Annotated in this window: 7 protein-coding genes and 2 pseudogenes; 4 read left to right on the forward strand and 5 right to left on the reverse strand. The window is 60.4% G+C overall.

The window, feature by feature from the left end; all coding sequences use genetic code 11:
- The 4 genes and pseudogenes from IAQ70_RS20795 to IAQ70_RS20810 form a co-directional block, all read right to left on the reverse strand.
- A partial coding sequence (locus tag IAQ70_RS20795) for an AAA family ATPase (RefSeq protein WP_190991851.1) occupies window positions 1-2,136 on the reverse strand: 2,136 nt, incomplete at its 3' end.
- A 1,264-nt stretch (window positions 2,137-3,400) separates the two neighbouring features.
- Window positions 3,401-3,538: pseudogene (locus IAQ70_RS23415) on the reverse strand (ATP-binding cassette domain-containing protein); the annotation flags it as partial.
- 6 nt (window positions 3,539-3,544) lie between these two features.
- Window positions 3,545-5,365, reverse strand: coding sequence for a glycoside hydrolase family 15 protein (locus IAQ70_RS20805; RefSeq protein WP_190991852.1), 1,821 nt, complete (start codon window positions 5,363-5,365; stop codon window positions 3,545-3,547).
- A 483-nt stretch (window positions 5,366-5,848) separates the two neighbouring features.
- The gene (locus tag IAQ70_RS20810) at window positions 5,849-7,432 is read right to left on the reverse strand and encodes an amino acid permease (protein ID WP_223860482.1); all 1,584 of its coding nucleotides are present in this window, start codon (window positions 7,430-7,432) and stop codon (window positions 5,849-5,851) included.
- Window positions 7,433-7,929: 497 nt separating this feature from the next.
- On the opposite strand from IAQ70_RS20810, the gene IAQ70_RS20815 reads away from it, so the two are divergent.
- The 3 genes from IAQ70_RS20815 to IAQ70_RS20825 are packed head-to-tail and all read left to right on the forward strand — an operon-like array spanning window position 7,930 to window position 11,197.
- A complete protein-coding gene (locus IAQ70_RS20815; RefSeq protein ID WP_190991854.1) occupies window positions 7,930-9,333 on the forward strand; it encodes a DUF6421 family protein in 1,404 nt (467 codons plus the stop codon).
- The gene (locus tag IAQ70_RS20820; RefSeq protein ID WP_190991856.1) at window positions 9,330-10,088 is read left to right on the forward strand and encodes an SDR family oxidoreductase; all 759 of its coding nucleotides are present in this window, start codon (window positions 9,330-9,332) and stop codon (window positions 10,086-10,088) included. The genes IAQ70_RS20815 and IAQ70_RS20820 overlap by 4 nt, the downstream gene beginning before the upstream one ends.
- Window positions 10,085-11,197 (forward strand): threonine aldolase family protein, encoded by a 1,113-nt coding sequence (locus IAQ70_RS20825; RefSeq protein ID WP_190991858.1) that lies wholly within the window; start codon window positions 10,085-10,087, stop codon window positions 11,195-11,197. Before IAQ70_RS20820 ends, IAQ70_RS20825 begins: the two co-directional genes overlap by 4 nt.
- 124 nt (window positions 11,198-11,321) lie before the next feature.
- On the opposite strand, the pseudogene IAQ70_RS20830 reads toward IAQ70_RS20825, so the two are convergent.
- Window positions 11,322-11,795 (reverse strand): annotated as a pseudogene (locus IAQ70_RS20830) (ATP-binding cassette domain-containing protein); the annotation flags it as partial.
- A 177-nt stretch (window positions 11,796-11,972) separates the two neighbouring features.
- Between IAQ70_RS20830 and IAQ70_RS20835 the strand changes: the two are divergent.
- Window positions 11,973-13,064 carry a type I restriction endonuclease gene (locus tag IAQ70_RS20835; RefSeq protein WP_190991859.1) on the forward strand — a complete coding sequence of 364 codons (1,092 nt, stop codon included), beginning with the start codon at window positions 11,973-11,975 and terminating at the stop codon, window positions 13,062-13,064.
- Window positions 13,065-13,207 lie beyond the last annotated feature (143 nt).

Here is a 13,207-nt window from a genome sequence, read left to right on the forward strand (position 1 = left end):
CCCGAGCATGCTCGTCAAGGTCCAGATGTCGTCTGAGTGGCGGAGTATCTCCAACGCCTCATAGCCTGCCGCGGCTGCGTCCTTGTGCTCAAGGAACGCGGGAAGCTGCATCGCACGCATGGCCAGGCCATGCCCGCGAAGCTCCGCATCACCGAGCCGGGAGGCCATGTCCAACTCTTCATCGATGGCCTTCATGCTTGAGTCGTAATCACCGCTCCAAGCCTGGGCAAAAGACAACGCACCAAGCAGCCGTCCCCGTTCGGCGCCCCCGTGGCCGTCAAGCATTTTAAGTCCATAAGCTGCCAAATCGAGGGCTTCATGCATCCGGAAAAACCAAAACATAGTATGAGCGGCCTCGCAGCTCGTGCGGGAGATGGCTTTAAGATCACCCACTTCCGCATAGATGTTTAGGGCGCTACGCAGCGAGGCCACTGAATCCGGCCAACGACCTATCATCCGCAACGCCAAACCGCGCTGGAACCAAAGTTCCGCACGGTCAGAAGCGTCGGCGGTATCCATGACCACCATGGCCTGGTTCAGATAGCGAAGCCCTTCTTCCGCCGCGGAACTGTTCAGCGCTGCCCTGCCAGCCATCGTGAGATACCGCAGAATATTCTGCCTATCTGAAATCGGACCCGCTTGAACAAGGTGCCGTGCGATCTCATCTGCCCGCTCTTCCAAGGTGTGAGAATACAACTGCTCCAAAGCTACGGCAGCTGCGGCGTGGATTCGACGCACGCGGGCTGGCGATACGCTCTCAATGATTGCCTTACGCACGATGGCGTGCACAAACTCATAGCGTTCGACAGCGTCCGGAGCAGCGGCTGTGACGTCATACAAAAGCTGTGCCTGCGTTGCTTCTTCTACTCTCTCCAGGAGAGACTGATCGTCTGCTTCAGCGAGGCGTTGCAGCACATTAAGTTCAAATGTCTGACCTAAGACGGCGGCCATCCCTAACAGCGTCTGCGTCTCTTGGCTAAGCCGCCGAACCCGTGCCGCAACGATGTCCTTCACTCCATGAGGTACATCTGCTGTACCCGCCGATCTCGGTCCGCTATCTTCCCCGAGGCTTCGGATCAGTTCTCGGGCATACAGTGGGTTTCCTCGTGTTTCCGAGTAGATGTCATAGGCCAAGCGCTCGGCGAAGACGTCGTCCGGAGACAGGGGCGACCCATTGTCTCTTCCCAAGAGTTGAGCCACCTCGAGCCGATGCAATCCACCCAGCTCAATTTGAACCGGCGTTGCCTCCCGGCGCAGCTCACCCAGGAAGTCGATTAAGGCGTCTGAAGAATATTTCGGGCGAAGAGTGCAGATTACTAGTGTCCGCTCAAGCATCTCTCTCTGCATAAGGTGCCTGAGCAATAGGAGGGTCGGCTCTGGGGCCCAGTGCAAATCATCAACTGCGAACAGCAACGGGGAAGACATCGAGGCTTGACGGAAAACCCGGGTGACGGCATCGAACAACCGCGAACGGATAAAGTGCGGATCTGCCCGCAATGCGTCAACAGGAACCCTTGGTAATCGAAGGCCGGAATTTGGAACGATTCTGCTCAAGTCTTCAGCCAAATCACCAAGTTCCGCCGCCAAGCGACCCGGATCACAGGCACGGAGATAGGGTGCGAGGGCCTGGCCGACAGCCTCAAATGGGCCTGACACGTCTTCATCACAACGTCCGTGCAGCACCAATGGGTGGTCAGTGACTGATATTTGTCGCACGAATTCAGCAACCAGCCTGCTTTTTCCAATGCCTGCATCGCCCGAGACCAGCACAAGGCGCTGTGCGCCCGCCTTGGCCATGTCCCACTCATCGTGGAGTTGTTCGAGCTCCGGACCCCGGCCCACGAACTCGCCTGCGTTGGCCATGCGTAGCAATGACGGGGGAGCCTCAATTCGCACGGGATCAGCGGTTTGTTGAGCGCGCACAGCAGCCACCAGGCCCGAGCGGTCAGGGACATCGAACTTCGTCAAGAGATTCGAGACGTGACTCTCGACCGTGCGTACGCTGATACCTAAGGCCGCAGCGATGTCGCCGTTCGTCAGGTGGTCAAGAACGGCCTGAAGCACCTCCCACTCCCTGGAGGTGATGCCCCGGTCACGGAACGATCCGGATTTCGGTTCTGTATAGTCTGCCGGCATTGATGGATTCCTCTCCGAACCCCCGAGTGTGGCAGGTCAACTGCACAATCAACCGGAAGCCTCAGCCGGCAGCATGCGCAGTTCGATCTGATCGGAACGGTTAGGCACGTGCAGAGCGACCGACGTGCGGCCGCCACCAACGCCGTTCCAGTTGCGGGACGCACATTCAGACTGTGTTGGACTTCATCGCTGGCGCACCTTGCGCGCCTGGAGTGAAGCCGAATTGCTCTGCAGCTACGTTTAGAATCTCTCCGCAGCTGGCAGATGTCGAGTCCCCGTCGTAGAACCGCAGAGTCCGGAAAGAGTGACGGCCACCGATTCCCGTATCGGTGGCCGCCGGCAGCTTTCGTGGCTGCCTAGAGGCAGTTTTTCATGGCCGCTAACAAGGGGCACTGGTCTGTGGGCGACCGCGGCCCGACAGCCTTCCGTACTGGCTCCCGCACTGGTTCCGTGGAGAAATCCGTGAGGGCCACGGATGCACAGTGCATACGGCACATTCCACACTGATAGGGACAGGTTGTAGTCCCAGGGTCTGGCCAGCGCCCCGCCGGCGGCACCTTACCAACAGCGCACTACCTAGCGAGAAAGGCAGACTGAAATGACACGCGAAGAAGCCTATGCAGGTTGCCCCTCAGATTCGTACGTGGAATTTTATGGCGGCCAATGGCTCGTGGTCCCGTTTGCGCCCGTCCAGCAGCCCGCCTTTTTCACGTGTCTGCCCGGAAACGGCCGGGTCACACCCCATAACCGCTCCAAGTGACCGTCAACACCGCGGACGACCACCACGCTCGGGCTCTTGCCGGCGCCCATGACGCGCTTGGATTCGGGGATGTGTCCTATTCGAACTTAGTTCCCGCGGTGTTCGAAATGCTCGGCGAGGTCGTATGTGGTTTGACTGCGGCAACGCGAAAACGACTTACTAACCCTCCGGTAGGCCACAACCTCCGCACAGATGACATAAGCAAATCCACACCCCGCTCGAAGGAGAATCATGCAGTCCACAATCGCCCCTGTTGAAATTAATGTCACCAGTCTGAAAAGCCTTGAAGAACGGCTTGAGGCCGCTGTCAGTCACCTTCAGGAAGCCGCAATGCTAACTGGTAGGCACGGAATCTTGGTTACTCGCAACCGGGCCGGAAGTTACACAGCTGCACTCTCAGACCAGGTTCCTTTTGGAATGACGCGCGAACTTGTTCGATGACGGCACCAGGACGACTGGGCAGAACCGGTTCGTTCCTGATGGAGCCGTCCACATCAGCCACTGCACCGAGGTGACGTCCACGCCGTCGAGCTTTATCCGTCCGGCATCCGGCTCGTAGAACCGCATCATCAGGTTCACGAGGGTGGTCTTGCCCGCACCGGTCGGCCCCACAATCGCCACCGTCTGCGCCTCAGCTTCGACGGGCCACTAGTCGGGAGCGTCGACCGCCAAACTGAGGGGGTCAACCCCGTGCATCGCATCGGCCGCCCGGACGAGTGTCAGGTGCGAGAAGGCCTGCGGAAAGTTGCCCGCCATCCGATCCTCGTCCGTGGCGTACTCCTCGCTCAGCAGGCCAAGCTCGTTGGCAAACCCCACGAGCCTGTCCATCAAAACCTTCGCATCTTCCTGCCGGCCTGTGCGCGCATACTGCTCCACCAGCCAGAAAGAGCAGGCGAGGAAAGGATGTTCACCCGGTGCCAGGCCATCAACGCCAGTCTCTGTCCGGTAGCGCAGGAGCAGGCCGTCGTCGGTCAGAAGTTCCTCTTCCAGCCGTGCGACCGTGCCAAGCATGTGCTTGTCGTTGTAGGGCAGAAAACCGACTTGGGGCATCACGAGGAGGGCCGCATCTGTCTGCGTTCCGCCATAGGTCTGCGTAAAGGAATTGATGCTGTGGTTGAAGCCCTCACGCATGATTTCTTCACGTAGCCGGTCCCGGAGTTTCTCCCACTTGGTCGCATCGCCAGGCAGTCCGTGGATCTGGATGGCCCGGATCCCGCAGTTGAAGGCGGCCCACATCATCACGCGGGAATGGGTGAAGTACTGCGCGGTCCCGCGCATCTCCCACAGGCCGAAGTCCTTGTCATCGATGTGTTTCTCGACGAATCCCAGGAGTGCCTTCTGCAGGGCCCAGGAGAAATGGTCTTCCTTGCCGCCGGCCATACGAAGCCGTTCCAGTGCCACCATCACTTCGCCCACAACATCGGCCTGGAACTGCGATACGGCAGCATTTCCGATCCGCACAGGCTTGGAGTCTTCATAACCGGGGAGGTGCGTCAGTTCGCGTTCGGGGAGTTCCCGTTCTCCCCCCACGCCGTACATGATCTGCATCTGCTCGGGATCGCCGGCGAGTGCCCGGAGCAGCCAGTTCCGCCATTGCAGCGCCTCGGTCTCGTAGCCATGGGTCAGCATCGATTCCAGCGTCAACGCCGCGTCGCGCAGCCAGCAGTACCGGTAGTCCCAGTTCCGCGGCCCGCCGAAATCCTCGGGGAGGGACGTGGTGGGCGCCGCGACGATGCCGCCCGTTTCAAAATGCGTCAGGGCCCGCAGCACAAGCAGCGAACGCTTCACCGCACCCCCATAAACCCCGTCCTGCCGGCAGTGGCTTCCCCAGCGGCTCCAATAGTCGGTGGCTTCCTCAAGGGCAGCGTCGACGTCAGTCGCAGCGGGCAACGGGCGGTGCGAGGGGAACCACGTCAGTTCGAAATCAAGTTGCTCGCCCTTCGACACGAGGAATTCGCCCTCGTGCGCGTGAGCGTGGGCATGCGGAAGATGAGGTCCCCTCAGGGCGAGGGCATCCGGACCGGCCATCGCCAACAGGACGGGCGCGGCCGTCGGCTCCTGGTCGCGTACCCGGCTCATCCAGGGCAGGACCGTTGAATATCCCGGCCGGATCCGCAGTTCCTGGCGCATCTCCACGGCGCCTTCCACACCGGTGACACGGCGGACAAGGGATGACCCGCTGTCCCCCAGAGGCATGAAATCGGTGACCAGGACGGAGCCGCTGCCGGTCTTCCAGATGGTTTGGAGCACAAAGGTCGAGTCGATATAGCGCCATTCCACAACTTCAGCGTCGGCTTCACTGGGGGCCAACAGCCAGCGGCCATGCTCTTCGGTGCCCAGGATCCTGCTAAACACCGACGGCGAGTCGAAGCGCGGGAAACACAGCCAGTCGACGCTGCCATCCCGGGCTATGAGAGGCCCGGTCTGAAGGTCCGACAGCAACGCATAATCCTCGATGGGGGAAGCCATGCTCCCCACTCAACCACAATTTTTTCACCCGGGTTAGGCCCGTTTTCGGCTCACCCTGACCGGCCCGGAACCTTCCCACCGGCCGCTTCCATATCAGGGATGGTGGGGCCCGATCGCGCTACCTACCTAAAGGGGTGGTTAGAACCATCCAGAAATAGCGTTTCGCCTACCTAACGATGACGGGACGATGGATGACAAGCCCACCTCCGGCGAAAGAGGAAAAAGCAGTTCCCATCCCAACGACGCATGACCTAGCGAGAAAGACTGATCACCATGACACGAGAAGAAGCCTACGCACGGTGCCCCTCGGATTCGTATGTGGAATTTTATGGCGGCCAATGGCTCGTCGTCCCGCTTGCACCCGTTCAGCAGCCCGCCTTCTTCACGTGTCTGCCTGGCGAACGCCGCAGCATCCGCCGTTGATCGATAGGAAGGAGCGAAGCCGGGTGCTGTTCGCACCCGGCTTCGGTCCTTCTGGCCTGGTTATTGGCTGGCGCCCCTCGGTTCGTCCTCGACGTCCTTAGGTGCGGTGAGATCCATCTCGAGCAGCGGCACTACTTTGCACTTGGTGATGTAGCGGTGACCCAGCCATAGAACGATGAAGACCGGCAACCCGATGTAGGAGGACAGCACCTCCACGGACCGTCCGGCAAGCACAGCCTCGTAGTTCTGTCCCGCGATGACCAGTATGAGCAGGGCGAAGGCCAGCAGCGGGCCAATGGGGAACAGGGATGCTTTGTACGGCAGGTCGCTGACTTTGTTTCCCTGGGCCAGGAAGCCGCGCCTGAAACGGTAGTGGGAGACCGCGATTCCCGCCCAGACGATGAAGCCGCATAGGCCCGACATATTCAGCAGCCAGGAGTAGGCTGCACCCTGCCCGACGATCGCGGAGAGGAACCCGAAGAGTCCCACGGCCGCCGTCGCGAGCAACGCCGCGATCGGCACACCACGCGCATTGGTTCGGCCGAAGATCTTCGGGGCCATGCCGTCATGGGCCATGGCGTAAAGCATCCGGGTGGAGGCATACAGTCCGGAGTTTCCCGCGGACAGGATTGCGGTCAGGATCACGGCGTTCATCAAGGCCGCCGCGAAGGCGATTCCTGCGCGGGAGAAGACCAGGGTAAAGGGCGAAGATGCGATATCGGACTCACCGGAGGCCAGCAGGCTCGGATCGGTGAACGGGATGAGGCAGCCGATGATAAAGATGGCGCCGATGTAGAAAAGCATGATGCGCCAGAACACAGTGCGGATGGCCTTCGGCACCTCGCGGCGCGGGTTCTCCGCTTCGCCGGCGGCGACTCCTACAAGCTCGGTGCCCTGGAAGGAGAACCCGGCAACCATGAAGACAGAAATGATCGAGACCCAACCCCCGTGGAACACGTCATCGCGGTTTTCCCAGTTGCTCAGTCCCGGAGAGTTATCCCCGAGGATGCCGAAAATCATCAGCACGCCGGCGATCAGGAAGAGCACCACTGCGCTGACCTTGATCAGTGAGAGCCAGAACTCCGACTCGCCAAAGGCCTTGGCCGAGAGGGCATTGAGCCCGGTCAGCACCAGCAGGAAGATCCCGGCCCACACCCACCCTGGGACGCCCGGGAACCAGAAGTCCATGATGATTCCGGCCGCGACCAGCTCTGCGGCCACCGTGATGGCCCAGTTGAACCAATAGTTCCAGCCGATCGCGAACCCAAAGGACGGGGAGACGAAGCGGGTGGCAAAGGACTGGAACGAACCGGCAACCGGAATTTGGGCCGACATCTCGCCCAGTGACTGCATCAACAGGAAGACCATCAGCCCGACCAGCGCGTAGCCGGCCAGCGCACCGCCGGGACCCGCCTGGGAAATGGTGCTGCCCGAGGCCACAAACAGCCCGGTACCGATCGCACCGCCGATGGCGATCATCTGCAGGTGGCGGTGGTTTAGCCCGCGCTTGAGTTCGTTGGTGGATTCGCCGGTAGGGCGATCTGCCGCTATCGCAAGGGAGGACCCCTGTGTTCCATCGGGCTTGATTTCTTCTTCGAAATCAATAGCCCGATCACTTATTTGCGTGTGGGAGCCAAGTCCCATGGTGCCTCCGAAAAGGTAGCTGCGGTGAGTTTGGGCCTTCCGAAGCCCGCGGGCCGGGAAGGATGGTGATCAAGCTAACACGGGCAAGGGAAGCGATATTTGGCGCGCCGAATGTTGCACGTCTGACGGGCCAGATCCTTACGCATAGCGGTGCCAATCCGCGCTGAGCACAACACTTGCTGATCTGTTCGAGCGCGGTGGCTAAGCAGTCCTGATGATCTGCTATGGCGCGCCAAGAGGCGGTGAGCAGGCAATTTCCACCGATGGCACACGTGGCACAGTCCGAAGCGCGACGCGTCCCGATACCGCTGCTTGCTGATGGTGATGCACCGTTCCCGGCTTGTCCTAAAACCAGCGACCCACAGGTCAGACGCACGCATTGCACTGAAGAGCAGTCCCTGAGCAAAAGTATTTCTTATGCATTAGCGAATAATCCTTCACAGATGCTTACGCACTGCTAGCTTCTTCAGGAATCCCCACAACTGGAAGGAACCAGCATGTCTGTAATCGCAACTCCTGAAGTGACAACCGTCCGGGCAGAAGACCTCAAGGCGCTCCCCGCATGGCAGGCTCTGAAGGCAGCCGTCGTCGGGCTGCAGCAGGTTCAAGTGCAGGACGGTTCCGTCCCGGAACCCGCTGACCATGACCAGGCCCGCCGGAATGTCGGCATCATCACGGACTCAATCAACGATCTGCGCCACCACCTCCTCCACGACACGGACTACCTCGAACTGCTCGTGCAGGACTTCCAGCGGTGGGCGTCCGAGGGCTTCGTCGTACCGGATTTCCTCGACTCATTGGTAGCCTTCCACCCCGAGCAGTGGCGCATCGACGGACTGCCGCACCTGGTTCTGTTTCCCATGTACACGCAGAACGGCAGCACGAACCGCTACTTCGAGGCCGTCCTCATCGAGGTCATTTGGCCTTCATTCGTGGCTGACTTGGAGGCAACTGACTACTCCAACAAGCTGTTCGTCCCCATCAGCTTCGTGGATTTCACGCCCGGCTATGACACGAACTCCGCAGTTCTCTTCCCCGAGAGCGTAGCGGTGCGAAGCACCCCCTCGTTCACCTGGGGAGGGATTTTTGCGGACCGCGAAGCAGCCCGGTTCCGTCGCGTCCTGAAAGCTGCTGCCGACATTACTTCCCTGGACCTGCCGGCCGACGCCGCGGAATTGATCGACGACCAGCACCTCACGGAGAAGACCTTCGTGATGTGGGATCTGATCCATGACCGGACCCACATGCGCGGTGACCTTCCCTTTGATCCGTTCATGATCAAGCAGCGGATGCCGTATTTCCTGTACTCCCTGGAGGAGCTCCGCTGCGATCTGACCGCCTTCCGCGAGTCCGTGCTTATCGAGCGGGACGAAACGGCTTCCGAGGACGCCCGCAAGCACGCCAAGCTGGTCCAGTACGCCGTGATCTTCGACCGCATTTTCCGCTTCGCGATTACAGGCAACCGGGTCCGTAACTACGACGCCGTGGGCGGCCAATTGCTGTTCGCGTGGATGCACCAGCACCGGGTCCTGCACTGGACCGATGGAAAGTTGAGCATCGACTGGGCCGACGTCGCTGGCGTGGTCGTCGAGCTGGGTCTCCGCATCGAGGAACTCTACTGGCGTTCGATCGACCGGCCGAAGACGGCACACTGGCTCGCTGCCTATGAGCTCGTCTCGGAAACCCTCACCCCCCACCCGGCCTCCGTATGGGCCAAGGGACCGGAGGCCCTTCCGCTGGACGGCCCGCCCCGGGGTCTGACGGACCAGATCCTTGATGACGAATTCCCCCTGTCGATGTTCTACGAGGCACTGGAGAAGAAGATGCGCCCTGTTATTGACTCAACTGCCGGAATCACAGGTAAGAGCCCTGTCAAGACTGAGGGCGGGGCGGGCGCATGAGCCAGGACCTCTCGGGGCGTACGGTCGTCGTCGCCGGTTCGACAAGCGCCGCAGGCGTCGCGGTAGTCCATGCCCTTTCGCAGGCAGGGGCACGTGTGGCCGCCGTGGATATCCTTGAGGACCGTGTGCAGGAGCTCGCGGCAGCGTACAACAACGTCACGGGCTATGCCTGCAACCTCGCGGACCTGCAAGCCGTTGAGGACTTGGCGACGTCTGTCCGCAACGATCTGGGTCCCGTGGACGGCCTGATCCATCTTGTCGGAGGGTGGCGGGGCGGTACCGGCATTACAGGCCAGACGGATGAAGACTGGGACTTCCTGCACACCAGCGTCCTCACCACACTGAGGAACACCAGCCGCGCTTTCTACGACGATTTGGCTGCCTCCCCTGCGGGTCGCCTGGCCGTCGTTTCCGCACAGTCCGCCTCCTCGCCGACAGCGGGCGGCGCCGCCTATGCCGCCGTCAAGTCTGCCGCCGAGGCATGGACCCTGGCCGTGGCCGACGGTTTCCGGCACCTGCAGGGAGGAAATGAAAGCCCCCACTCCGCTCAGCACTCAGCCGCCTTGGTCTTCGTCGTCAAGGCTCTGGTCGATGACCGGATGCGCGCGGCCCAGCCGGAACGGAAATTTCCGGGCTACACCGATGTCAGTGTCCTTGCCGACGCTGTAGAGCGGATCTTCGATCTGGAGGCAGAACAGATCAACGGGCAGCGCTTGCCCCTCACGGCCGGCCACCTCGCGGGTGCACCGGCATGAGCGTCAGCGTTGATATGAAAGCAGGCGTTCCACAGGTACTGGCGGGGCGCCTCCACGACCCGGCATACCGGGGCTTCGCCTCGGATAACTACGCCGGGGCTCACGCCGAAATAATCGAAGCAGTTCAGGCAGCCAACGAAGGCCACGTCACCGCATACGGTGAAGATGTCTACACGGCAGCGCTTCAAGTTGTCATCAAGTCCCACTTCGGGGCAGCTGCTACCGCATATCCGGTCTTCAATGGAACAGGGGCCAACGTCCTTGCCCTGCAAGCCCTGCTCCCGCGTTGGGGCGCTGTCATCTGCGCAGCAACAGCGCATATCAATACCGACGAAAACGGCGCCCCGGAACGGATTGGCGGAATCAAGCTCCTCCCTGTCCCCACACCGGATGGCAAACTCACCCCGGAATTGATCGACGCCGAAGCCTGGGGGTGGGGAGACGAGCATCGGGCGCAACCGCTGGTCGTATCGATCACCCAGACCACCGAACTGGGCACCTGCTACACGCCGGAAGAAATCCAACGGATCGCTGAACACGTCCATGCGAAGGGGATGAAACTGCACCTGGACGGAGCAAGGCTGGCCAACGCTGCAGCACATCTTGGGCTTCCTTTGCGGGCATTCACCACCGACGTCGGTGTCGACGTCGTGTCTTTTGGCGGCACCAAAAACGGGCTGTTGTTCGGCGAAGCCGTTATCTGGCTCAGCTCGCAGTCCGACCCAGGCATGAGCTACCTGCGCAAGATGAACATGCAGCTGGCCTCAAAGATGCGTTTCGTCTCTGCCCAACTCGTAGCCCTGCTAACGGATGGGCTGTGGCTGCGGTCCGCCTGTCAGGCCAACGAAATGGCTCAGCTTCTCAGCGAAGGAATCTCGGCCATTGACGGCGTCTCGCTGACGCAACCAACTCATTCCAATGGCGTTTTTGCCGTCCTTCCAACCGGGGCAGCCGCGAAAGTCCGGGAATCCTTCCGCTTCTATGACTGGGACCAGGCACGCGGGGAAGTCCGGTGGATGTGCTCGTGGGACACCACCGAGACCGACGTCCACTCTCTCGTTGCTGCAGTGAAGGCTGCCGTAGGCTCTCCAGCCAAACGAAACGCCTAAATAAGGAGACGTAACTGCCATCTACTGGCGGTACTTTCCAACGGGCGCGGTCTCAAGAGGCCGCGCCCGTTCCTAAACCTCAGCCACCGGAGCCGCGAACTGCGCCTCGTACAACCGCGCATATATCCACTGAAGACGTCGCCTCGTCGAGGATCAGCACCGACGGCCGGGCAAGGAAAGCCCGGGCGATCGTGAGCAGCTGCTTCTCCCCCGCGGACACATTGGAGCCTTCGTCCTCCAGCACCGTGTCGTACCCCTCCGGCAGGGACCGCACGAACCGGTCCACGTACGTCGCCCGCGCGGCCTCCAAAATTTCGGATTCAGTAGCTGAAGGCCGGCCGTACGCGGTTGTCGCGGATGGTCCCGCCGAACAGCCAGGTATCCTGCAGCACCATGCCTAGCCGCGAGCGCAGTTCACGCCGCGGCACAGAGGTGACGTCCACGCCGTCGAGCGTTATCCGCCCCGCATCCAGCTCGTAGAACCGCATCATCAGGTTCACCAGGGTGGTCTTCCCCGCCCCGGTCGGCCCCACAATAGCCACCGTCTGGCCCGGCTCCCACCAAAGAAAGAGACGAGATGTATGGGCTTATCCGGTGACTAGGAGGATGAGCGCACTAGCCAAGGGGCCGTCCGCCTTCCGCGACGCCGACCCGTTCTATCCTGCCCAAGTTGCCCCTTGAATTGAGTTACCAATTTGAGGCCAGCGCTTCCACCAGATTTGTCCTAGTGCTGAGTTACGGTTGGCAACACACAAGTACTTCTTCAGGGGGACGAATGGAATTTTCAGAAAAACTCTCGGCTTTGGCAGCAAAGGTGCGCCAGCAGCGAGGAGTAATTCAAACCGAAGAGGCAACGAAGAATGCTTTCGTCATGCCCTTCATTTCAACGATTTTGGGCTATGACGTGTTCAATCCGATGGAGGTCGTTCCGGAGTTTATCGCGGATGTGGGGTTGAAGAAGGGCGAGAAAATTGACTATGCCATCGTCAAGGACGGTGAGGTCCAGATCCTGATCGAGTGCAAGAAGTCCACCGAGCCGGTGAAGATTGAGCATGCATCCCAGCTATTCCGGTACTTCGCCGTGACGAACGCTAGGATCGCCATCCTCACAAACGGCGAGGTCTACCAATTCTTCACGGACCTCGACGCGCCCAATCGCATGGACGCCAAGCCGTTCCTTGTTTTGGATTTGAACGACATTGACGAGTCTCTCATTCCTGAACTCCAGAAGCTTTCCAAGGATGTTTTTGACCTTGACTCAATCATCAGTGCCGCGGGGGAACTGAAGTACATCGGCGAATTGAAGCGGACTCTGGCTTCGCAGTTCAAGGAGCCGGAAGACGACTGGGTCAAATTCCTAACTGGTCGTGTCTATCCTGGTCCGTACACGCAGAAAGTACGTGAGCAGTTTACGGCTCTGGTGACGAAGGCATCCAAGCAATTCCTGAATGACCAGGTGAACGAGCGGCTGAAGAAGGCCCTCGGCGCTCCAGGTTTCCCACAGACTGAAGACTCCGCCGCCGCCGCAAGCGTTACAAGTGCCCCTGTGGCGGACGCAGACTTGGCCGAGGCGGATGGTCTGGAAACGACCCTGGAGGAAATCGAGGGATACCAGATCGTTCGTGCCATTGTTTGCAGTGAGGTCAAGCCCGCACGGGTAGTCCAGCGCGATGCCAAGTCCTACTTCGCAGTGCTGCTCGACGACAACAATCGCAAGCCGATTGCGCGGCTGCACTTCAACCGCACCCAGAAGTACATCGGGATATTCGATGCTCATAAAGAGGAAACGCGAGTGCCTATCACCTCGCTTGAGGAGATCTACGAGCACACCGAAGCGCTCCGCGCGAGTGTGAAGAGCTACCTGTGAAGTCCGCCGAGCGACGATGAACAAAATTGCCCTAGTTATCGTCTTGATCGGGACAGTTCTTGTCGTATTTGCAACTACCTACATCATGGGGGCGTTGAGTACTGCCCCAAACGCGAGTGAGTCAGAGAGTACCGACAAGAGGG

This window comes from Pseudarthrobacter sulfonivorans, from assembly GCF_014712225.1.
GTDB classification, from domain to species: Bacteria; Actinomycetota; Actinomycetes; order Actinomycetales; family Micrococcaceae; genus Arthrobacter; species Arthrobacter sulfonivorans.